Annotated in this window: 17 protein-coding genes and 1 pseudogene; 7 read left to right on the top strand and 11 right to left on the bottom strand. The window is 71.5% G+C overall.

Features of this window, described 5'->3' with window-relative positions; all coding sequences use genetic code 11:
* Positions 1-6 precede the first annotated feature (6 nt).
* The 3 genes from TR49_RS05050 to TR49_RS05040 are packed head-to-tail and all read right to left on the bottom strand — an operon-like array spanning position 7 to position 10,518.
* Entirely contained in the window at positions 7-5,961 is a 5,955-nt protein-coding gene (locus tag TR49_RS05050) for a non-ribosomal peptide synthetase (RefSeq protein ID WP_052434020.1), read from the bottom strand.
* The gene (locus TR49_RS05045; protein WP_042377528.1) at positions 5,951-9,238 is read right to left on the bottom strand and encodes a type I polyketide synthase; all 3,288 of its coding nucleotides are present in this window, start codon (positions 9,236-9,238) and stop codon (positions 5,951-5,953) included. Before TR49_RS05045 ends, TR49_RS05050 begins: the two co-directional genes overlap by 11 nt.
* The gene (locus TR49_RS05040; protein WP_042377525.1) at positions 9,235-10,518 is read right to left on the bottom strand and encodes an MFS transporter; all 1,284 of its coding nucleotides are present in this window, start codon (positions 10,516-10,518) and stop codon (positions 9,235-9,237) included. The genes TR49_RS05045 and TR49_RS05040 overlap by 4 nt, the downstream gene beginning before the upstream one ends.
* A gap of 578 nt (positions 10,519-11,096) precedes the next feature.
* Between TR49_RS05040 and TR49_RS05035 the strand changes: the two genes are divergently transcribed.
* Both TR49_RS05035 and TR49_RS05030 read left to right on the top strand, forming a co-directional pair.
* Positions 11,097-11,930 carry a PIG-L family deacetylase gene (locus tag TR49_RS05035; protein WP_042377524.1) on the top strand — a complete coding sequence of 278 codons (834 nt, stop codon included), beginning with the start codon at positions 11,097-11,099 and terminating at the stop codon, positions 11,928-11,930.
* Positions 11,931-12,087: 157 nt separating this feature from the next.
* Positions 12,088-12,423 (top strand): hypothetical protein, encoded by a 336-nt coding sequence (locus TR49_RS05030; RefSeq protein ID WP_152627072.1) that lies wholly within the window; start codon positions 12,088-12,090, stop codon positions 12,421-12,423.
* 25 nt (positions 12,424-12,448) lie between these two features.
* Here the strand turns inward: TR49_RS05030 and TR49_RS05025 are convergent, their stop codons facing one another.
* Complete coding sequence (locus TR49_RS05025) at positions 12,449-13,351, bottom strand: helix-turn-helix transcriptional regulator (RefSeq protein ID WP_042377521.1); 903 nt, start codon at positions 13,349-13,351, stop codon at positions 12,449-12,451.
* Between the two features lie 74 nt (positions 13,352-13,425).
* Here TR49_RS05025 and TR49_RS05020 point away from each other — a divergent pair, with 74 nt between their 5' ends.
* Both TR49_RS05020 and TR49_RS05015 read left to right on the top strand, forming a co-directional pair.
* A complete protein-coding gene (locus TR49_RS05020; protein ID WP_201776148.1) occupies positions 13,426-14,106 on the top strand; it encodes a class I SAM-dependent methyltransferase in 681 nt (226 codons plus the stop codon).
* A gap of 76 nt (positions 14,107-14,182) precedes the next feature.
* The gene (locus tag TR49_RS05015) at positions 14,183-15,019 is read left to right on the top strand and encodes an alpha/beta fold hydrolase (protein ID WP_042377518.1); all 837 of its coding nucleotides are present in this window, start codon (positions 14,183-14,185) and stop codon (positions 15,017-15,019) included.
* Positions 15,020-15,059: 40 nt separating this feature from the next.
* On the opposite strand, the gene TR49_RS05010 is transcribed toward TR49_RS05015, so the two are convergent.
* Complete coding sequence (locus TR49_RS05010; protein ID WP_042377517.1) at positions 15,060-15,338, bottom strand: hypothetical protein; 279 nt, start codon at positions 15,336-15,338, stop codon at positions 15,060-15,062.
* 256 nt (positions 15,339-15,594) lie between these two features.
* Between TR49_RS05010 and TR49_RS45205 the strand changes: the two genes are divergently transcribed.
* Together TR49_RS45205 and TR49_RS05000 are read left to right on the top strand one after the other, a co-directional pair.
* Positions 15,595-15,942 (top strand): transposase family protein, encoded by a 348-nt coding sequence (locus tag TR49_RS45205; protein ID WP_152627071.1) that lies wholly within the window; start codon positions 15,595-15,597, stop codon positions 15,940-15,942.
* 194 nt (positions 15,943-16,136) lie between these two features.
* On the top strand, positions 16,137-16,673 hold the full coding sequence (locus TR49_RS05000) for a hypothetical protein (RefSeq protein WP_160311535.1): 537 nt from the start codon (positions 16,137-16,139) through the stop codon (positions 16,671-16,673).
* Between the two features lie 152 nt (positions 16,674-16,825).
* Here the strand turns inward: TR49_RS05000 and TR49_RS04995 are convergent.
* Positions 16,826-17,230: pseudogene (locus TR49_RS04995) on the bottom strand (hypothetical protein); the annotation flags it as partial.
* Positions 17,227-17,691 carry a hypothetical protein gene (locus tag TR49_RS04990; protein ID WP_152627070.1) on the bottom strand — a complete coding sequence of 155 codons (465 nt, stop codon included), beginning with the start codon at positions 17,689-17,691 and terminating at the stop codon, positions 17,227-17,229. The pseudogene TR49_RS04995 and the gene TR49_RS04990, both read right to left, overlap by 4 nt.
* Positions 17,692-17,950: 259 nt before the next feature.
* On the opposite strand from TR49_RS04990, the gene TR49_RS04985 reads away from it, so the two are divergent.
* The gene (locus tag TR49_RS04985; RefSeq protein WP_042377509.1) at positions 17,951-18,766 is read left to right on the top strand and encodes a class I SAM-dependent methyltransferase; all 816 of its coding nucleotides are present in this window, start codon (positions 17,951-17,953) and stop codon (positions 18,764-18,766) included.
* A gap of 103 nt (positions 18,767-18,869) precedes the next feature.
* Here TR49_RS04985 and TR49_RS42435 read toward each other — a convergent pair whose 3' ends face one another.
* The 4 genes from TR49_RS42435 to TR49_RS04970 form a co-directional block, all read right to left on the bottom strand.
* Positions 18,870-19,034 carry a thiazolylpeptide-type bacteriocin gene (locus TR49_RS42435; RefSeq protein WP_152627068.1) on the bottom strand — a complete coding sequence of 55 codons (165 nt, stop codon included), beginning with the start codon at positions 19,032-19,034 and terminating at the stop codon, positions 18,870-18,872.
* A gap of 86 nt (positions 19,035-19,120) precedes the next feature.
* Positions 19,121-19,282, bottom strand: coding sequence for a thiazolylpeptide-type bacteriocin (locus tag TR49_RS04980; RefSeq protein ID WP_042377508.1), 162 nt, complete (start codon positions 19,280-19,282; stop codon positions 19,121-19,123).
* A 115-nt stretch (positions 19,283-19,397) separates the two neighbouring features.
* Positions 19,398-20,207 carry an ABC transporter permease gene (locus TR49_RS04975; RefSeq protein ID WP_042377507.1) on the bottom strand — a complete coding sequence of 270 codons (810 nt, stop codon included), beginning with the start codon at positions 20,205-20,207 and terminating at the stop codon, positions 19,398-19,400.
* A complete protein-coding gene (locus TR49_RS04970; protein ID WP_042377506.1) occupies positions 20,204-21,163 on the bottom strand; it encodes an ABC transporter ATP-binding protein in 960 nt (319 codons plus the stop codon). The genes TR49_RS04975 and TR49_RS04970 overlap by 4 nt, the downstream gene beginning before the upstream one ends.
* Positions 21,164-21,302: the final 139 nt, after the last annotated feature.

The raw sequence follows: 21,302 nt of genomic DNA, 5'->3' as shown, positions 1-21,302 counted from the left end.
CCCCCGTTACAGCGTGCCGCGGACGCGTGACGTCGTGGGAGCGTCGTCGACCGGCCCCGCGCTGGTCCGCCCGACTGCGGCCGCCATGGCCTCGACGGTGGGTTCCCTGTAGAAGTCCATCATCGAGTAGTCGCAGTCGAACGCGTCCCGGACCCGGTTGAGCAGGCGCATCGCGTTGATCGAGTGACCGCCCAGGTCGAAGAAGGAGCCGCCGGGCTCCGCGCCGACCGGTTGCCCGAGCTCTGCCGACCACAGCTCGCGCACCCGCTGGACGATCCGGTCCGCCACGACGACCTCGGGCGCGGGTACCGGCTCCGGCTCGGGGGTGGACCGCTGCCCGGGTTCCGGCAGGGCGGACCTGTCGATCTTCCCGTTCGGGTTCAGCGGCAGGGAGTCGAGCACGACCCAGCGCGTCGGCACCAGGTAGGCCGGGAGCCGCGCGCCGAGCCGGTCGCGGATCCGTCCGACGACGTCGGCGGACGGCGTCCTCGGAACGACGTAGCCCGCGAGGTAGGCATCGCCCTGGTGGTCGTGGCGCGCGGTGACATACGCGTCCGCGACCTCCTCCAGCGCGAGCAGCGCGTGCGTGACCTCGCCCGGCTCGACCCGGTAGCCACGGATCTTGGCCTGGTCGTCGGCGCGGCCGTGGAACTCGAGGCGACCGTCCGGGCGCAGCCGGACCAGGTCGCCGGTGCGGTACAGCCGGCCCCACTCGGTGGTCACGAACCGCTCCGCGGTCAGCTCGGGCTCGTCCAGGTAGCCCTGGGCGAGCCCGGCGCCGCCGATGTGCAGCTCCCCCTCGCCGCCCGGGGCGACGCGACGGCCGTGCTCGTCGAGGACGTGCAGCACGGTGTTGTCGATCGCCCGGCCGAGCGCGATCGGCCCGGCTTCGACGCTCGCGTCGGCGACCGTCTCGGTCGTCACCAGGACCGTGGTCTCGGTAGGACCGTAGACGTTGAGGACCTCGTAGGGCAGGCCGGCCCGGGGCCGACGTCGCATCTCCTCACCACCGAGCAGCAGATGGCGCAACGACGCCGGCTGCAGCTCGTCGCCGAGCGTCAGCAGCTCCGCTCCGAGCGGCGTGGGCACGATCGAGACCTCGATCTCCTTCTCCCCCAACCACTTCGCCAGCGCGCGGGTGTCCAGCCGGTCCGCGTCGTCGGCGACGACGACCGTGCCGCCGGAGGTCAGGGCGGGCCAGACCTCGAGCACGGAGGCGTCGAAACTCTGGCCGCACACCATCGCCGCGCGCCGGTCCTCGCCGAAGCCGAAGCGGGTGCGGTGCCAGCCGCAGAGGTTGACGACACCGGCATGGGTGGCGACCACGCCCTTCGGCCGACCGGTCGAGCCCGAGGTGTAGATGACGTAGCAGGCGTCGTCCTCGCTGCCCGAAACCGGCGCGACGGGCTCGGCTCGCAACGCGTCGGCGATGTCGAGCACCGCGATCCCGGGCGTCGGAACGGAGCCTGCCTCGGAACCGGCCAGTACCAGGCGCGCCCCGCTCCCCGCGAGCACGACGTCGACCCGCTGCCGCCCGAGCGCCGGGTCGAGCGGCAGGTAGGCCGCGCCGCGCCCGAGCACGGCGAGCATCGCCGCGATCAGATCCGCCGAACGCGGCAGCCACAGCGCGACTACGTCGCCGGGACCGACACCGCGCGCGGCGAGCGCCCCGGCGATCCGGTCGGCGCGCCTCACCAGCTCGCCGTAGCTGACCGCGCCAAGCGACGACTCGACCGCGACGGCATCCGGACGGCGCACGGCCTGCTCGTCAACCAGCCGGCGCACGGTGGTGCGCGGAACCTCGACGTCGCGGCCGCGCAGGGCCGCCAACTCGGACAGCCGCAGGTCCGGATCGGCCGAGCCGGCGCGCAGGACCGAGCGCCACGCCGTGAGGAAGCCCTCGACCGTGGCGGCGTCGAAGAGGTCGGTGTTGTACTCGAGTTGGCACAGGACGCCGTCCGCGCCGTTGGTCAGGTTGACCGTCAGGTCGGTGATGGCCCGGCTGGTCGCGAACTCCAGCACCGATGCCTCGACGCTCGGCAGGTCCAGGTCGAAGACCTGCTCGTTCTCGAACTCGACGATCACCTGGAAGACCGGCGTGCGGTCGGTGCGGCGCGGCAGGGCGAGGGCGTGCACGATCCGCTCGAAGGGCGTGTCCGAGTGGTCGTAGGCGTCCAGCACGACGCCGCGCACCCGCCCGAGCAGTTCGGCGAAGGTCGGGTCGCCGGACAGGTCGATGCGCAGGGCGAGCGGGTTGAGCAGGAAGCCGACCAGGTTCTCGGCGCCGTCGGGGCGCACCGAGGCCGGCGTGCCGAGCACCACCTCGTCCTCGCCCGTGCCGACCTGCCGCACCATGGCGGCGAACGCGGCGAGCAGCGAGGTGAACAGGGTGACGCCGTGCCTGCGGCTCAGATCCTTGAGGGCCGTGGTGAGTTCGAGGTCGAAGGTGGTGAACGCGGCGCGGCCGCGGGACGTCATCACCTCGGGCCGGGGCCGGTCCGCGGGCAGCTGTGGCTCGGGCAACGGGTCGCCCAACTGCCGCGCCCACCAGTCCAGGTCCGCGCGCGCGAGGTCCGACTGACCCGACTCGGCCTGCCGAAGGGCCAGGTCCGCGCAGCTCGTGGTCAGGGCGGGCAGGTCCGCCGGGTGGCCGTCGAGCACGGCACGGTAGAGGGCCGAGAGGTCGCGGCACATGACCATCGTGGACAGGGCGTCCATGACGATGTGGTGCATCGACCACACCATCACGTGCGTGTCCGAGGCCAGGCGGATCAGCCGTGCGACGAAGAGCGGCCCCTCGGCCAGGTCGAACTGGCGGCTGCCCTCCTCGTCGAGCGCCTCACGCGCCACCGTCTCCTCGTCGGCGCCGGACCGGTCGACGAAGGCGAAGTCGAGCTCGGCCGCGGGCCGCACGATCTGGCACAGCTCGCCGTCGATCTCGCGGAAGACGGTGCGCAGGCTGTCGTGCCGCTCGATCAGCCCGCCGAGCGCGGCGCGCAGGGCGTCGACGTCGACGGCACCGCGCAGTCGGATCGCCTTGGCCTCGTTGTACACCGAGCGCCCGGCGAGCAGCTGCTCCGAGAACCACATGCGCTGCTGGCCGGCGGACACCGGGGCGACAACGGGTTCCGGTGCGGCAACGGGCTCCAAGGCGACGACAGGCTCCGGCTCGGACCGCTTGCCGATCTGCGGGGCGAGCGTCGGCGTCGGCGCGACGGAGCCGACCTGGGCATGCTGCGCGGTCCTGCGCAGGGCGTCGAGTTCCGCCATGCTCGCCGACAGGCCGCGGGCCGGAACGCCGAAGTCGACGAGGGCGGCGATCTCGTCCACCCCGGCGTCCCGCAACCGCCGCACCAGCGGGGCGCAGGACTCGACGGTCCCGATCAGCGACCGCTGGTCGCAGTACCGGTCGTACGCGCGCTCGAAGACGAAGTCGAGGTCGTCCTCGGTCATCCGGTCGAGGTCGACCGTGAAGCCGAGGCTGTTGGTGACGTCGCCGAACATCGACAGGGAGGAGCGCAGGTATCGGCTGAGCGGTGCGAAGGCCTCGCCCCTCGCCTGGGCGAGCTCCGGGCCGAGGTAGGTGTGCAGGAGCAGGACCACGCGTCCACCGTCCGGGTCGAGCCCTGCGGCGGCGCGCTCCTTGCGGTAGAGGACGATGTTGTCGGCCAACTGCTCGGGGGTCTGGCTCATCAGGTTCGTGATGATCCCGAGGTCGTTGCGCGCGGCGCGCGCGTAGGACACCGGGTTCCCGACCACGGCCGCGAACATCGGCGGCTCCGACTGGACCGGCTTCGGGAACACCTGCACCGTGGTGGTCCGGCCGTTGCCGCACGCGCGCTGCACCGACTCGCCGCGCCACAGCCGGCGCACCTCGTCGAGCTGTTCGTACATGAGATCGCGGTGGTTCCCGAAGCGCTCGGGGTGGAAGACGAAGTCGTCAGGCCGCCAGCCGGGCGCGAATCCGAGCCCGGCCCGTCCTCCGGAGAGCGCGTCGACCATCGCCCACTCCTCGGCGACGCGGATCGGGTCGTGCAGCGGGAGCACCACCGATCCTGCGTTCAGTCGGATCTGCGAGGTCTCCCTGGCGAGTGCGGCCGCGAGCACCGAGGGGTTCGGGGATATGCCGCCGAAGGAGTGGAAGTGACGCTCGGGCAGCCACAGTGCGTGGAAGCCGTGCCGGTCGGCGAAGCGCGCGGTCTCGACGACGAGGTCGTACCGCTCCGCCTCCGGGGTCTCGCGCGGGTAGTCGCCGAAGAAGTAGACGCTGAAGTCGAGGGCCCCGACCTGGGCGGGGCTCGGCTCGGCATTCGACGCGGGGTCAGGCGCGGGGTTCGGCGCAGGGTCCGACGCGGCGGCCGGGCGCTCGGTCACCGTCGCGGTCGTCACCGCACGCGACGGTGCGGTCGGCTGGGCCGTGGTCGACGGGAAGAAGCCGCCCGCGCGAAGCTCGCGCAGGGAGGTCTTGACCGCGTCCGTCACGAACTCGAGGTCCGCCTCGGAGTGCGCGGTCGACAGGAAGAAGTTGCGCCACTCCCAGACCAGCACGCCCCCCAGCAGCAGGTGCGGATACAGGAGTTCCATGTCGGCGAGGTGCTCGAACCGGAACATGGAGCCGAAGTGGTTGATGCGGAGGGGGAACTCCTCGTCGGCGAAGAACCGGTTGAGCCCGCCGACGAACGCGTCGGTGCGCGCGTTGAGCCGCTGCTGCAGCCCGGGGCCCTCGGCGAGCAGGTGGGTCAGCACGGCGCGCGCCGCCACCATGGAGACCGGGTGCTGGATGTAGGTGCCGCCGAAGAACGTGGTGTCCCGCGGTGGGTAGCTGGAGTCGCCGTAGCGCCAGAATCCGCCGTCGATGCCGTCCATGATGTCGGCGCGGCCCGCGACGGCGCCGATCGGGAAGCCGCCGCCGAGCGCCTTGCCGTAGGTGGCCAGGTCGGCGGTGACGCCGTAGAACTCCTGGGCGCCGCCGGGGCACGGCCGCAGGCCGGTGAGCATCTCGTCGAAGACCAGGACGATGCCGTGACGGGTCGTCAGCGCCCGCAGCTCGCGCACGAACTCGCCCGGCTGGAAGGACGGCTTGCGGCTCTGGACCGGCTCGACCAGCACGGCGGCGATCTGCGGCCCGAGTTCGTCGATGACCCGCAGGCTCTCGGGCGAGCCGTAGTCGAGCACGACGAGGTCGGCCACCGCGGAGTCCGGGATGCCGGAGGAGACCGGCACCGTCTGGCGGCTGCCGTCTCCCGGCACCGAGCGACCCAGGACGTTGTCCGCGTGGCCGTGGTAGGAACCGTGGAACATCACGATCTTCGAGCGTCCGGTGGCGTTGCGGGCGAGTCGGATCGCCGCGCTGTTGGCCTCGGTGCCCGAGTTGGCGAAGGCGACCCGTTCCATCCCGGTGATCTCGGCGAGCAGTTGGGCGGCCTCGCCGGTCTCGACGTTGCGCGGGCCGAGCTGCAGGCCGCGCGAGAGGTGCTCGCGCACGGCCTCGGTCACGAAGGCGGGCTCGTGGCCGAAGAGCAGCGTGCCGAAGCCCATGGTGATGTCGACGTAAGCGTTTCCGTCGATGTCCTCCAGGCGGGAACCGGCCGCGCGGCGGCCCGCGATCGGGTACTGCATCTCCTTGGTCGCGCTGCGGAAGCCGACGACCGCACGGCTGTCGGCGAGCACGGAGCGGTAGCGCTGAGCCGCGTCCTTGGAGGACGGGGTCTTCGCCGTCAGTCTGCTGATGAGCCCGGCCACGTGCTCGCGCTGCGCCGCGTCGGCCGAACCCGCCATGCCGGACTCGCGCGCCACGCTGACCCGCGGTCCGTGCTCCTGCGGACGGGCCGGGCTCCCGGCCGGTGCACCGGCCGTCGCCTCCGGGGCCTCGCTGGTCGTCCCGCCCCTCGCCTCGGCGAGCTGGGCGGAGATCTGCCGGCTCAGCGCGAGCATCCGCGCCGACGCGTCGTCAACGGTCACCGCGGGCTCCGGCGAGCTGAAGCGAGACCAGCTGGGACAGTTGCTCCATCATCTGAAGCTGGACCTGCTGGAGGACTCGGACCTGCTCGGCGAGCGCCTCAAGACTCGGGGTCGCCGGGGCCGTCGCTGCAGGCGCGTACGCGGGGATCACCGGGGCGACGGGCGCGGCGGGGACCGCCGGGTTCCCCGCCGCGGGCGCCGCGGGGAAGGCCGGGACCGCCGGGACGGCGGGCGCGAGGGCGGGAGCAGGCGACGGAACCGGAACCGGGTCGGCCGCCTTGGCCGTGTCGCCGGAGCGCTTGGCGACCATCGCCGCGAGGAGCGCGGGCGAACCGGCCTCCTCGAAGACCTCGCGCAGGCCCACCCGGACCGAGTACTCCTTCTCCAGCTCACGCACCATGTTGATCATCTGGAGCGAGTCGGCGCCGAACTCGACGAACGTGCTGCCCGGCCTCACCGCGGAGGGATCGCAGCCGAAGTGCCGGACCGTCAGGTCGACGATCCGAGCGAGCACTTGCTGCTCGTGGGTCGTGGCCGCACTGGTGCTGCTCATACTGTTCCCTCTGTTCCCTTCGGAGTGGGTGGCAGGCCGCGGTTCGATGACGGACGGGTCCGGCAGTGGTCCGGTCCAGTAGGTTCGGTGCTGGTAGGGGTAGCGGGGCAGCGGCACGCGGCCACCGCCGCGTCCTTCGGTGAGGGCGTTCCAGTCGATGTCGGCCCCGGCGCAGTAGAGCGCGCCCACCGACGCGAGCAGCGTCTCCGCCGCGCGCCCGCGCCGCTGCGTGGGCAGCAGGAGTGGGGACTCCTCCTCGGGCAGGGCACGGCGGGCGAGGCCCGTGAGGGTCGTTCCCGCTCCGATCTCGACGACGGCGCCGACACCGGAGTCGGCGAGCCCGGCCAGGACCAGGTCGAAGCGGACCGGCCGACGGGTCTGGCGGACGAGGTAGTCGGCGTCAGGACGCCAACCGGGCTCCCGCACCACGCCGTCCGGTCCGGTGACGAACGGGATGTCGAGCTCCGTCAGGCTCGCTCCGGCGGCGTGGCCGCGCCAGGCCTCGAGCATCGGGTCGAGCAGCCGGGAGTGGAAGGCACGGTCCACCGCCAGCGGCGCGTACGCGACACCCCTGGCGTCCAACAGCTCGCCCAGTACGCGAACCGCCCGCACGGGCCCGGCGAGCACGTGGTCGGCCCGACCGTTGACGGCGGCGAGGTCGAGATCCGGCACCGAGGCCAACAGCTCGTCGACGTCCGCGCGCTCCGCGAAGACCGCGACCATGCCAGCCTCGACACTCGCGTCGCGCATCAGCCGACCGCGCCCCACGGTCAGGCGCATGCCCTCGGCCACCGTGAGCGCACCCGCCGCGTACAGCGCCGCGTACTCACCGACGCTGTGACCGGCGACCAGCCGCGGCCGTACCCCCAGTGACTCCCACAGTCTGCAGAGGGCGACTTGGTGAGCGAACAGCGCCGGTTGCGCGAGCTCGGTCGGCCACACGTCAGCGGCGTCGTCCCGCGCGGCCGCGCCGCCGGTCTCCAGCAGCGCGGGCAGCAACGATTCGCCCGTCAGCTCCCGGTGGTGCCGATCGCAGTCCTCGAGTGTCCCGCGCACGATCGGGAAGAGGTCCCACAGTGCGCGCGCCATTCCGCGACAGGCGCTGCCCTGGCCCGAGAACACGAAGGCCACGCCGCGCTCCCCGAGGGGTGCCGCCGCGTGCGCGGCGGCGTCGGCCTTCTCCAGCCGGTCCGCGACCTCGCCGAGGTCGCGGCCCAGCACGAGGGTCCGGTGCGCGTAGTGCGGTCGCCCGGCTGCCGCACTGAGCGTCACGTCCTGCGCCTGTGCCCCGACGTCGGAACGCAGATGACCGACGTAGCTGTCGCGCAGCTCCACGAGCGCCTGCGGCGACTTCGCCGACAGCGGCACCGGCGTCAACGGCAGCGGTGGCAGCGTGGCGCCCGGCCGGTGACGCTCGGGCGCCTCCTCCACGACGAGGTGCACGTTGGTCCCGCCGACTCCGAGCGCGTTGATCCCCGCGCGGCGCGGGGAGTCGCCGGCGGGCCACGGCCGCGCCTGTGCCGGGATGTCGAACGGGCTGCTGGTCAGCGGCAGCAAGGGGTTCGGCGAACGGAAGTTCGCCATCGGCGGGATGGTCCTGTTCTTGAGCACCAGGATCGTCTTGACCAGGCTCGCCAGGCCCGCGCAGGCGTCCAGATGGCCGATGTTGGCCTTGGTGGAGCCGAGCGCGCAGTAGCCGACCCGGTCGGTGTCCTCCCGGAACGCCGCCGTCAGGCCCTCGAACTCGATCGGGTCGCCCTTGAACGTACCGGTGCCGTGCGACTCGAGGTACCCGATGGACTCGGCGGAGACCCCGGCGGCCTCGAGCGCGCGGCGGATCGTCCGCCGCTGCCCCTCGGCGCTCGGCGCACTGTATCCGGCCTTGGACGCACCGTCGTTGCCGATGCCGCTGCCGAGCAGCACGGCGTGGATCGTGTCGCCGTCGGCCAGCGCGTCGTCGAGACGCTTGAGGATGACGGCGACGACGCCGTTGCCGCCGACCGTCCCGTCGGCCTCCGCGTCGAAGGCGCGGCAGACGCCGGTGCGCGACAGGATGGAACCCCTCACGTGCCTGAAGCCGAGGACCTGCGGGACGTGCACGGCGGCAGCGCCGGCCACGGCTATGTCCGTGTCCCCGGTCAGCAGCGACTGGCCGGCGATGTGCACCGTCGTCAGCCCCGTCGAGCACGCGCTCTGCACACCCATTGCGGGGCCGGTCAGATCCAGCGCGAACGAGGCTCGCGTGGCGATGAAGTCGGGGTGGTTGCCGTAGGTGACCAGCGACCCGGAGACCCAGTCGGGCCAGCCCTCCGGAATCAGGTTGCCGACCAGGTAGGTCCGGTGCCCGTACAGGTGATAGCCGTGGCCCGCGAAGACGCCGACCCGCACGCCGTCGGGGACCGCCGCGTAACCCGCGTCCTCGAGGGCGTGGTAGGCCACTTCGAGGAACAGCCGCTGCTGGGGATCGGTGGCACGCGCGGTGTTGCCGCTCATGCCGAAGAAGGCGGCGTCGAACTCCGCGATCCCCGGGATCAAGGCGCTCGCGCCGATGAAGTCGGCCTCGCGGTACTCCTCGGGAGGCACCCCGGCGGCCGCGAGCTGCTCGTCGGTGAAGCGCTGGACGCTGCACACACCGTCACGGATGTTGCGCCACAAGGTGAGTTCGTCGTCGGCGCCGGGTAAGCGGAAGGCCATGCCGACGACGGCGATGCGCCGGTCGGTCATCTCGCTTCACCGCCCACGGCCGCCGAGTCGATCGAATCGAGCTCCAGGGCCGCCTCTTCGCTGCCCGACGCACGCGCCCGCCGCCGCCTCGAGACGAACACATAGCTCAGGAACGCGACGCCGCAGGCGATCGCGACGCCGTGGGAGACGCCGACGACCCACAGCGGGCTGTGGTGGTCCAGCAGCAGGGCGCTGATGACCATGCCCGAGCCGAAGCCGAGGTTCTCGGCCATCGACGAGAAGCCGAAGACATAGCCGCGGTCGTCGTCGGCCACGGTCTGCAGGCGCGACGCGTACGCGTTGTCGGTGAATCCGTCCGCCATTCCGGCGCACAGCGCGACGACGGCGCCCACGACCAGGGGCGGGCCGGTGAAAGCGATGATGAACGAGGCGGACATCAGGATCGTGCCGACGGAGAAGGCGTTCTCGCCGATCGAGCGCCCGCTCTTCTTCACATAACGCACCACACCGCGCTGGACCACGATGTTGCCGACGGCCCAGATCGCCCAGAAGCGGCTGACGAACTCCGCGGGATGCGCCGGATTGAGCGCCGTCGAGTACACCGGCAGACCGACGTTGTGCGAGGCCGAGCCAAGCGCGTCCACCGCGCGAATCGCGATCATCACGAGGAGCACGGGGGTGGCCCGCAGGATCCGCAGCCCGATCATCGGCGAGATCGACCCGCCACCCGCGGAGGGCGCCGCGGATTCGGACATCCGCAGCTTCAGCGGCAGCCGCGCCATGTTCGCGGCGGAGACGACGAAGGTCGCCGCGTCGATCGCGAACGCGGCCCGGAAGCCGAAGGCGGTCACCACGATGCCGGCCGAGGCGAAGCCAGCCACCATGGCCAGCGAGCGTCCCGTGGTCAGCAGCCCGTTGGCACGTACCCGCTGGTCCTGTCCGACGATCACCGGGACGCTACTCCGCAGTGCGACGTTCGAGAGCGTCCCGCCGACCCCGGCGACCACGGCCACCACATAGAGCAGGGCGGGCCGGGCATCCGGCTGCACCGTGAGCAGCGCCGTCAGAGCGACGGCCTGCGAGAGGTCGCCGCAGATCATCACGACCTTGCGGTTGAAGCGGGTGACAATCGAGCCGGAAACGAAGCCCATGGAAAAGGCGACGGCCAGGCGCACGGCCATAATGAGGCCGGTCTGCGCAGCGCTCCCGGTGGTGCTCAGTGCGTAGAGATTGAGCGCCACGAGATTCAAATAGCTACCGTAGGCGGATATGGCGTTGCCCGCCACCAGATAGCGGAAGTTCCTGAAGCCGGAGGTCATCGGAAACGGAGCCCTGTCATATGTGTGTAGGCAGGCCGGGCTGAGCGGAGAGAATACGAGCTTGTGGCTCTGTTACAAGGGTTTGGCGAGTGCAATCGTCGTGAACAACGGGGTCTCGGGCCCGGGAACGATTTCAGTCACTGCGCCTCCCTGCGTACTCAACAGCGTGGCGGGCTTCGTGGACCCTTTTGAAGGACGTCGAAGATCCGCACATTCATACCGCACACATATGCATGGCGGCAACCAGCTCCTGCGGGAAACGCGGGTAAATCAAGACATAAGGTCGGAGACGGGGCGTCGAGCGACATGCATTGCCCCCACCGCGTAGAAGGCGAACGAACCACGTCAGGACGTCGAGGGCCTGGCGGAAATCCGCTTCGTCGTGGAGCAGACCTTCGCCTTGCCGCACCGGATCAGGTGCGGCACCGGGCCACCCGTCGTACCCCGAGGTGCGGGTGCAAGGGCGGAGGCGGGGATCATTGGTCCGCGCGGCGGGAACAGGCGGTCCGGCCGACGCTGTTGGACTGGCTGAGGACGAGTGGGTCCTGAGCGCACTTCTTGCACCGGAGGACTGTTTCATGAACGACCGGCCGTTGACACTAATGGCGGTGCACGCCCACCCCGACGACGAGGCCACCGGGACCGGGGGTGTCCTCGCGCGGTACGCGCACGAGGGAATTCGGACGGTGCTGGTCACGTGTACCGACGGCGGTTGCGGGGACGGGCCCGGGGGCGTCAAGCCGGGCGAGCCCGGCCACGACCCGGAGGCTGTGGCCGCGATGCGGCGGCAGGAACTCAAGGCGAGCTGCGAGGTCCTGAACATCAGTCATCTGGAGATGCTCGACTACGCCGACTCCGGGATGATGGGCTGGGCCGCCAACGACGCCCCCGGGTCCTTCTGGCGGACGCCCGTGGAGGAGAGCGCCGGCCGCCTCGCCGACCTGATGCGGCAGTACCGGCCCGACGTCGTGGTGACCTACGACGAGAACGGGTTCTACGGCCACCCCGACCACATCCAGGCCAACCGCATCACCACCGCCGCGCTGGCGATGACCGAGCTGACACCGAAGGTGTACTGGACCACGGCGCCGCGCTCGATGATGCAGCGCTTCGGTGAGGTCATGCGCGAGTTCGGCTCGGACTGGGAGGAGCCGGATCCGGACGAGGCCGCCGCGCTGGCCGAGATCGGGCTCCCCGACGAGGAGATCACCACCTGGGTGGACACCAGGGAGTTCGGCGAGCAGAAGTTCGACGCGCTGGCCGCGCACGCCAGCCAGGGCGAGAACATCTTCTTCCTGCGGATGGGCAAGGAACGGTTCACGGAGCTCATGGGCATGGAGACCTTCGTCCGGGTCCAGGACACCACCGACGCGCCCCTCCCCGAGAACGACCTCTTCGCCGGTCTGCGCTGACCACGGCCGCCCCACGCCGAAGGCCCCCTCGACCGGGCGGGGGTCTTCGGGAAGGGGGCGAAGATCCGTGCACGTCTCCGCTACGCTCGGGCCCCTCGACCGATCGATCAGGAGTCCAGCGATGAGGATGGCCCGGCTTCGGGGGCGGCGGCGTGCCGTGAGACCGCTTTGGCGAGGCACGGCGCTCCTCGCGGTGGCGGCCGTCGTCGGCGTGGGCGCGGCCGGATGCGGGCCGAACACGGACGCCTACGTCGACCTGCAGAACGCGATGAAGTCGCACATCACCAACGTGGACCACCGACCGGTCAGCTCCGTGGCCTGCACGCCGCACGTCCACGGCACCATGCGCGGCGACACCGCCCACCTGCGCTGCCTGGTGACGTTCAAGGACGGCACGTCCTACACGGCCGACGCGGAGATCGAGAACCAGAACTCCGGCGGCAGGCACAACATGCCCGACCTCTACCGCTGGGACAAGCCGCCGCAGCAGTAGCCGTGCAGCGGCGCCGGGCGCGAGCTCACCCCTGGGCGGCGCGGCGCCAGGCGCGCGGGGTGGTTCCGTGGCCCGCGCGGAAGACGCGGGCGAAGTAGCCGGCGTCCGGCAGGCCGACGCGGCGGGCGATCTGCGCGACCGGGAGGTCGGTCCCGGACAGCAGCCGCCGGGCCTCGGCCATGCGGCGCTCGGTGATCCAGTCGACGACGGTGCGTCCGGTGCGCTGTCGCACCACCGTGGTCAGGTGACCGGGGGTCAGTCCGAGACCGTCGGCGACGTCGCGCAGCGACAGCGGCTGGGCGAAGCGCTGCTCGATCGCCTCGAACACCTCGGCCAGCAGGGGTTCGTTGCTCCGCCGCAGGTCGCCCACCACGTCCGTGGCCAGCCGTGCGACGTCCACGAGGAGCAGCGTCAGGTGCGCGAGCACAGCCTGCCGGTAGCCGTCGGCGCGACCGGTCAACTCGGTCTCGATCGCGGTGATCGTGGCCGACCAGAACGGCTGCCGCTCGGGCGGGACGCTCAGGCGCAGCAGTCCGCCAGGGATGCGGTGCAGGAAGGGCAGCAGCAGGGGATGCGCCCGCCAGGACGACCACGGCGCCTGCTCGTCGCCGCCGAGCGCCGCGGGATCGAAGAAGACCCCGGTGCCGCCGCCGAACGCCGCGACGGATGTCGGGTCGATCACCGCGCCTGGGGCCACCACGAAGGCGTCGCCGTCCGCCAGCGGGCCGAACGGGCCGCTCGGCTCCCCGGGCCCCGCGTGCTCGACGTACATGAGCACCGGGAAGTCGTGGATGTGCCGTCGTCCGTGTCCGGGCTGCCGGTCCCAGTCGAACCGCAGCACCGAGACCGGCGGCCTCGCCGGGTCCGTCCGGTACCGGTAGACGGGCACGCCGGCGCGGAAACGGACCGGGTTCGCCATGTCGGGCATGCTGCCGAAGATAGTCCCAGTTCTGCCGAGAATCGACCAACTGCACAGCCGGGCCCGGCTCCACCATGGAAGGCATGGCGAAGAATCATCCCACCACGGCGTCCGCCCGGCCCCACGACTACCTCCCCGCCGCCGGGCGGGACGCGTTCCTGCCCTTCTACGACCGGCTCACGGCCTTGCTGGGCGCGGCCGAGCTGCACCGCACGCTCCTCGCGCAGGCGGACCTCGCCGACGGGCAGCGCGTGCTGGAGATCGGCTGCGGCACCGGCAATCTCACCCTGCGCGCCAAGCGCGCCCACCCCGCTGTGGAGCTGGTCGGCTCCGACCCCGACCCGCTCGCGCTCGCCGTCGCCGAGCGCAAGGCCGCCGGTCTCGACGGCATCCGCTTCGAGCGCGGCTACTCCCAACGTCTGCCCTACCCCGACGCCGGCTTCGACCGGGTGCTGTCGGCGCTGATGCTCCATCATCTCGACGACGAGGCGAAGACCGAGACCGCCGCCGAGGTGCGGCGGGTGCTGCGCCCCGGCGGCAGCCTGCACCTGGTGGACTTCTCGGGGACCGGGCACGGCCTGCACGGGCACCTGGCCGCTCGCATGATGAAATCGGGCCACTTCAGCGAAGAGCCCGGGGGCGGGTCCGACGACGACACCCTGCGGCTGCTCGGCGCGGCCGGCCTCGACTCCGCCCTGGTCGCCACCCGCCGCCACCGGCTTCTGGGCCAGGTCCGCTACTACCGGGCCGTCCGCCCGACCTGACCGCACCCCGCACCCCACACCGGACCGGACCGAGCCGGCAGGGAGAATCGGGCGGGAGACGTCCGAGGAGGTCGCGGTGGAAGAACGGTGGACGCCGTCAGGGGTACGGCTGCGGCTCGCGGCCGCGAGCCCGGGACCGTGGAACTGGCTGCTGGTGCCCGGCGGGCCCGGGCTCGGGTCCGAGTCGCTGGCCGGGCTCGCACAGGTGTGCACGGTGCCGGGACGGGTCTGGCTGGTCGACCTGCCCGGGGACGGCTCGAACCGGGGGCACGCCGCCGTTCCGGCCCGTCCGTTCCAGCGCTGGCCGCACGTGCTGGCCGAGGCGCTCGACCAACTGGAGGACTGCGTCGTGGTCGGGCACTCGACCGGCGGCATGTTCGCCCTGTCGGTCCCCGCGCTCGAACGGCGCCTGTCCGCACTGGTGCTGGTCAGCAGCGGGCCGGACGCGGGCTGGCGGCAGGCCTTCGAACGGTGGGCGGCAGCCCACCCCGTGCCCGGTCTGGAGGACGCGGCACAGCGCTACGCCGCCTCCCCCGGTGACGGCACGCTGCGGGACCTCACCGTGGCCGCCGCGCCGTGGAACTTCACCGCGGCCGGACTGACCCGCGGCCGGGCGCTGCTGGCCGGGCTCACCTACTGCCACGAGGCCGTGACCTGGGCGGACGCGCACTTCGACGCCACCTACCGCGCGGCGTGGCGGCCACGCGGCCTCCCCACGCTGATCGTCAGCGGCGCGGAGGACCACGTCGTGGACCAGCGCGTCTGGGAGCGGGCGGACGGCTTCACCGGACCCGAGGTGCTGCGGCACGTCATCGACGGGGCCGGCCACTTCCCCTGGATCGAGAACCCGCGCGCGGTCCGGGCCGCCTTCGCGGCTCTGCTCTCCCGCCTCTCCCCCGCGGCCGAAGGGTGAGTCGGCAGACCTCGGGTGCCCGACGGCAGGTCGTCGCCGCTCACTCCTCCTCTGTCCACAGCTCGACCGGATCGGGCCATTCCGCGACCGCGTCCGGCTCCTGACCCAGCAGCAGGTCAGGCTCTGTCTGCCACACGTTGACCACGATCCGGGCGGGCAGCGGATCGGTTCGAGTCCCCGGATCGGCGCGCTGTCGGAGAACCATGTCGGCGAACCCCTGCGCGTCCAGGTCCGCCCTGTCCTTCACCGGCAGCTGATGCAGAAGACGCGGCTCACCCGCGTGTGACGTCTCGACGACGTTGTAGTAATAGGTCTCCATAAGATCATGAGACCGTCCGCGCCGGATCCGCGCGACCGGACGCGTACTCGGTCCTCGGGGGGCGATTCCCGAGAACCGCGGAAGCACCTTCCGGATCGACGCGTGACCGGCAGAGCACGCGCCGAGCCACGGGCACGACGAAGATCGGGATCTGGCGGTGGGGCCATCTGCAGTCCTACGCGAGTCCTGCCTCCTGAGCAGGCGCTCGGCCTGCTGGAGCCGGTACCGCTCAGCGTCCTCGTCGCGGGCCCTGTCGATGGATCGGGTTCTCCCGCGTGCAGGTCGGCACTCATCACAGCCCGGCAACCTCCTGCACGCCGTTTCGGATCGTGAAGACCTGCGTCCGACTGCCCGTCCCCGCCCTGGCCGACATGGCTACACCGGCGCGGGAGGTACATTCACCGTGCCGACCAGACGCCCACCACGCGGGGACCTCAGTGTGGGGCAGAAGCCGATCAACCGCGCCCACGCCCGACTGCGCTACCCCGTCGAACGCGGAGTCGCCACCCTCAAACGCTGGCGCATCTTCCGCCACGCCCGCTGCAGCCCCAACCGGCTGACGCCAGCAGCCAAAGCCATCCTCACCCTGGAGAAGCAACGCTGAAGTGGCAGCAAAGAGCCCCCGTGCACCGCCTCATGCACGGGGCCTCGACAGGTGGTGGTGCACTCGGGCGTCCTGCAGCGATTCGAGCATGAGCGAAATGTTGGCGGCAGCCGCACCCGGAGCGCTGGACTGTCCTGCGTTGGCGAGAGTCGACACCTGGCGCGAACGCAAGCCAGGCCCAGGAGGGGATGACCATGAAGCTCAAGCTGAAGGCAACCGCAGCAGTCGCAGCACTGACATTCGCAGCATTGGCCGCAACCACCGGAACGGCCAGCGCCAACTGGTCCTGCTCCGGCGGCGACGGCTGCAACCATCAGACCGGCATTTTCTTCAACGACACGTTCTACCCGAATGCGCGCACAGCCACCACACCCGAGTGGTGGAGCCCCACCGTCGTGCTCAAGATGCAGACCGACGGCAACTTCGTGCTGTACTGCGTCAGCGGCGGCAAAGCGGTGTGGGCCACCGGCACGAACCTGAGCCTGAGCCAGCAAACGTCGAACTACCGCCAGGTTCAGTTCCAGAAGAACGGCAACATGACCATCTGGAACTTCAACGAGAGCAGCAACCCTCCATCTCAGACACCGGCGTGGAACACGAACACCCCGGGAGCTTACGAGGCGATCGTGCAAGTCGACGGCAACTTCGTCATCTACAACGCCTCCGGTACCGCCTTGTGGTCCAGCGGCACCTACCACGCCTGCCCGGGTACGCAGGGCTACACCGGCTGACCCGAGAGCCGAGGCGAGTCCAGCAAGGAGCATGCGGACACGCCAAAGCCCCCGTGCGCCGGGGTACGCACGGGGGCCTTCGGCATGTCAGGGGAGATCGCGGAGCATGGAGCCGGTCAATGCCAGGGTGCCGGACCTGTGCGCGACACCCAGGCGGTTGCCCTGGCCGCCCGCAGTGCGTTCAGAGTCGCTTCGTCGATGCCGGCCAGCACGCGCCAGGCGGTCGGGGTGGACGCGACGGGACCGAACACCTCGCGCTGGTCGGGCAGCACCGCCAGGTCGGCGATCGCCTCGCCGCCGTCGGCGAGCATCGCCGCGAGGTCCGCCTCGACGCGGCCGGGGTCGTGCCCGGTCCCGCGCGGACCCAGCCGGCGCAGAGCCTCGCTGAAGGCGCTGGTCAGCGAGGTGGCGTCAGCCAGATCCGCGAGCAGACGCGAGCCGGCGTGGTTGACCACCCCGTTCCCGTCGGCGCTGACGACGAGCTCGGGGCGTGACCGGGTAGCGCGATCCGGATGCGGTCCCCCGACGGCGCGGGGGCGAAGACCTGCGCACGTCATTCCTTGTGAAGTTCGCAGATGGGACTGTCGCCCGGCGCATCGCGAAACATCCACAGCACGGGATCGCCAGCGCCGTCCTTCCCTTCGTCGAGTTCGGCTTGGGCGGCCCTGCCCATCAGATCCAGGCCCCCGGTCGTGATGCCGTACGTAAGGGCGGACCACTCCCCTGGTCCGGAGCCCCAGGTTCCGCTGTCTGACCCCATTCCTTCGCCGTCACCCACGCCGCACACCTCGGTGGCTTTGAACGTTCCGTCAGCCTGTATCCGCAGTTCGCCGTCGTTGGCCGACCGCCACGTGCCGATCAACGCAGTGCGGCTCAAGAAGCGCGGCTGTGGCGGAGCGTTCCCTTGGCGAAGCCACAGCACCACGCCTGTCGCCGTCCCAACGGTCAGAACGCCCATCAGCACGCCCAGGCCGAGACAGCCCAGCTTGCGATGCTTTCCAAAGGGCCGAACCCTCAACCTTGCCTCCCCCATCCCGGGCTCTACCCGGGACGGCACCCAGCAAGGCGGCAGTTCCAACGCCGGCAAGGAGAGTTCGGGGCCCGCACGCAGGAGGCGCTGCCGCCCGCCACTGCCAGAGGCAATCAACATTCCTCATCGCTCCAGGTCAGAGGCACAGCCGGCTTGGCGGGAGCGATTCGGACCACACCCCCGGACGAAACCCCCAGGCTAGGCTGGCGCGGTGACTGATGAGCGGGAGCCGTTGCAGCCGTCGGGAGTGTGGGCCACGGCGGTGGGGGTGGCCAGGGTGCGGGCGGTGGAGAGCGAGCGGGAGGACGCGCTGTTCCGCGACCCGCTGGCACGGGCCTTTGCCGCCGCCGGCGGCCTGTGGCCCACCGGGACCGCGCTCCCCGATGACGAGGCCGCACGACTTCGCTGGCTGGGCGTGGCGTTCTCCATCGTGATCAGGACGAAGTTCCTCGACGACCTGTTGCGGCGGGCCTCCGCGTCCGGGGTCCGGCAGGTCGTGCTGCTCGGCGCCGGCATGGACAGCCGGGCCTTCCGGATGGACTGGCCCGAGGGCACCCGGCTGTTCGAGGTCGACACCGCCGCGCCACTCGACTTCAAGGCCTCGGTGCTGCGCCAGGAGCGGGCCGCCCCGCGCTGCGAGCGGATCACCGTGGCGGTGGATCTGCGCGAGGACTGGCCGGGCGCGCTGGCCGCCGCGGGGCACGACCCGGCGGCGCCGACCGTGTGGATCGCCGAGGGGCTGCTCATCTATTTGCCCGAGGAGGCGGTGGAGCTGCTGCTGGCCCGGATCGGCGCGCAGTCGGCGGCGGGCAGTCGGATGGGGCTGACCTTGGGCTCGCGGGGCGTGATCGAGCGCTTCGGCGCGGACGCCGTGCCGGGATCGGCGGCGTCCATGTGGGTCTCGGAGATGCCCGACGACCCGGTGGGCTGGCTGGCCGGTCACGGCTGGGAGGCCGAGAGCCACACCCTGCGCGAGCGCGCTGCCGCCTACGGCCGTCCGATCAGCATCCCGCCGCGGCGCGAGGAGGGGCCCGGCGGACTGATCTCGGCGATCCGCCCGTAGCGCGCCTCGCGGTCGGCCCAGCGCGGCGCGGCCGGGCCGAAGGGTTGGGTGCCCGGAGGCGCCTTCGGACCGGCCGCGTGGCGGGCTGGTACGGGTGCTGCGATCAGGCCTTGAGGCTGGAGCAGCAGGAGCTGCAGGTGCTGGAGCAGGTGCCGTTCATGACCTCGGCGGCGTCCGCGTAGTCGGTGATCTCGAAGGTCTCCGACTCGAGCTCCAGGATCTCGAGGCCGAGGGCCGGGAGGGTGCTGGTCGTCTGCTCGGGCTGCATGGTGGTCTCCTCTGCGGAAGGCGGGACGGGACGGGTGACGGCGGCAGCCTCGTCGGGGGACGGGGCTGCCGCCGTGGGCGGGGCTGTCAGTCCTTGTTGGCGCAGCAGGAGCTGCAGGTGCTCGAGCAGGTCGAGCCGTTCATGACCTCGGCCGCGTCGGCGTAGTCGGTGATCTCGAAGGTCTCGGACTCGAGCTCGAGGATCTCCTGGCTGAGGGAGGCGAGCGCCTTGTGGTCGACGTTGGACATGGGTCCTCCTCTGCGGGGGCCCGCGGCTGCACGGGCCTGCGGAACGATCTGGAACAGGTCTATCGGCGGCTGCTGGCAAGGGTGCTGGCAGATCGCTGACACATCGCTGTCACCCTCAGCGGCGGTTGTCCCAGCGGAAGCGGCGGACGGCCACCAGGGCACCGAGGACGCCCCAGGCGAGCAGGACGGCCAGCTGCCGCCAGGGGACGTCTCCGTGGCCGGTGAAGGCCCCGAGCAGGGCCTGGTTGAGGGGACGCATGGGCAGCGCGTCGGCGACGTCGTCGAGGACGGCCGAGTGGATCGGGAAGTAGTTGCCGGAGATGAACATCAGCGGGAACTGGATGAACTGCACCACCGCCGACGCCGCTTCGGAGTTGCTGATCAGCGAGGAGACGCCGACGCCGAGCGCGCAGAAGCTCGCGGCGCCCAGGACCAGCGAGGCGATCGCCGTCCCCCACTGGGCGGGCAGCGGCACGCCGTAGCAGTAGCCGACGAGGGTGATCAGGAGCACCTCGACGGCACTGACGACGAGGGCGTGGGCGAGCAGACCCGCGAAGTACGTCCAGGCCGGCAGGGGGGTGGCGTGCAGGCGTTTGAGGATGCCGTTCTGGCGGCGGATGGAGAGGGAGACGGCGAGCTGCCCGTAGCAGGCGCCGAAGACCGACAGCGCGGCCACGGTCGGGGTGAAGTACTGCATGCCGGACAGGCCGTAGAAGAAGCTGTCGGGCTGGTTCCCGCTGAAGACGGCCCCGAAGATGACGATGATCATCACCGGCAGCGCGAAGGTGAAGAACACCGATTGCGGGTTGCGCCAGAACGACAGCTGTTCGTAGCGGATCTGGTGCAGCGTCAGGCGGAGACGGCCCGGTGCGGCCGCGGCCGGGGCGGTGAGGACGGGACGTTCGGTGGCGGTGGCCTGGCTCATGGCGTGCTCCGGTGACCTGCGGCGGACAAGGGGGACGGCTCGAGGACGGGGGCAGGCTGGTGGTCGGCGGTGAGGCCGAGGTAGACGTCCTCCAGGCTGGGCTGTTCGACCGTCAGCCCGTCGAGCAGCAGACCGCGGTCCAGGGCCCAGCCGGTCAGCCGGTGCAGGGCGAGGGTGGGTTCGGCGACGGAGGCGGTGACGGCGCCGTCGTCCTCGACGCTGACCGGGACGGGCAGGTCGGCGGGCGAGCAGCCGTCGGGGAGGGTGAACCGGATCCGCTTGAGGGCGTGGTCGCGGCCGCCGATGGTCGCCGGGGTCCCGGTGGCGACGATCCGGCCGTCAGCGATCACGGCGACGCGGTCGGCCAGGGCCTGGGCCTCGTCCATGTAGTGGGTGGTGAGCAGGATGCTGGTGCCCGCGTCGCGCAGGCTGCGCACGACGTCCCAGGCGCCGTGGCGGGCGTTCGGGTCGAAGCCGGTCGTCGGCTCGTCGAGGAAGAGCAGGCGCGGGTTGCCGATGACGCCGAGGGCAAGGTCCAGTCGGCGCTTCTGTCCGCCGGAGAGGTCCTTGACGCGGGTGCGGCTCTTCTCGGTGAGGCCGGTCAGTTCGACGACCTCGTCGACGGAGCGCGGCGCGGGGTAGTAGCCCGCGTTCCGGGCGATCGTCTCACGAACCGTCAGATACGGCTCGACGGCGATGTCCTGCAGCACCAGGCCGACGTGGCGGCGCAGCCAGGCGCTGTGGGCGCGGTCGCCCGGGTCGCGGCCCAGCACCTCCACCCGGCCGCCGTCGCGGTCGCGGAAGCCCTCGAGGATCTCCAGGGTGGTGGTCTTGCCCGCCCCGTTCGGGCCGAGCAGCGCGAAGATCTCCCCGGCCTCGACGTGGAAGCTGACGCCGCGGACCGCCTCCTTGTCGCGGTAGCTCTTGTGCAGGTCCTGCACGAGCACGTGGTTCATCGGCGGGTCTCTCCACTTCGCAGGGCGGGCGCGGGGCCTGGGCGGTGCTGCTGGGTCACGGTGTCGGCTTTCGTGTCGGGGCGGTTCGAACGGTGGTGGCGGCGGTGGTGGCGGTGACGGCGCTTCGGGCGCTGACGGC

It is taken from the genome of Streptacidiphilus melanogenes (assembly GCF_000787835.1).
GTDB lineage: Bacteria > Actinomycetota > Actinomycetes > Streptomycetales > Streptomycetaceae > Streptacidiphilus > Streptacidiphilus melanogenes.
This window is presented reverse-complemented; position numbering and strand designations above follow the sequence as displayed.

What these genes read in the sequence shown, in the direction of transcription:
- TR49_RS04975 (WP_042377507.1), bottom strand. Translation starts at nt 20,207, where the DNA reads ATGAGCCAGGCCACCGCCACCGAACGTCCCGTCCTCACCGCCCCGGCC.
- TR49_RS05045 (WP_042377528.1), bottom strand. Translation starts at nt 9,238, where the DNA reads ATGACCGACCGGCGCATCGCCGTCGTCGGCATGGCCTTCCGCTTACCC.
- TR49_RS05000 (WP_160311535.1), top strand. Translation starts at nt 16,137, where the DNA reads ATGAAGCTCAAGCTGAAGGCAACCGCAGCAGTCGCAGCACTGACATTC.
- TR49_RS04970 (WP_042377506.1), bottom strand. Translation starts at nt 21,163, where the DNA reads ATGAACCACGTGCTCGTGCAGGACCTGCACAAGAGCTACCGCGACAAG.
- TR49_RS05025 (WP_042377521.1), bottom strand. Translation starts at nt 13,351, where the DNA reads ATGCCCGACATGGCGAACCCGGTCCGTTTCCGCGCCGGCGTGCCCGTC.
- TR49_RS05040 (WP_042377525.1), bottom strand. Translation starts at nt 10,518, where the DNA reads ATGACCTCCGGCTTCAGGAACTTCCGCTATCTGGTGGCGGGCAACGCC.
- TR49_RS05010 (WP_042377517.1), bottom strand. Translation starts at nt 15,338, where the DNA reads ATGGAGACCTATTACTACAACGTCGTCGAGACGTCACACGCGGGTGAG.
- TR49_RS45205 (WP_152627071.1), top strand. Translation starts at nt 15,595, where the DNA reads ATGGATCGGGTTCTCCCGCGTGCAGGTCGGCACTCATCACAGCCCGGC.
- TR49_RS05035 (WP_042377524.1), top strand. Translation starts at nt 11,097, where the DNA reads ATGAACGACCGGCCGTTGACACTAATGGCGGTGCACGCCCACCCCGAC.
- TR49_RS04980 (WP_042377508.1), bottom strand. Translation starts at nt 19,282, where the DNA reads ATGTCCAACGTCGACCACAAGGCGCTCGCCTCCCTCAGCCAGGAGATC.
- TR49_RS42435 (WP_152627068.1), bottom strand. Translation starts at nt 19,034, where the DNA reads ATGCAGCCCGAGCAGACGACCAGCACCCTCCCGGCCCTCGGCCTCGAG.
- TR49_RS05020 (WP_201776148.1), top strand. Translation starts at nt 13,426, where the DNA reads ATGGCGAAGAATCATCCCACCACGGCGTCCGCCCGGCCCCACGACTAC.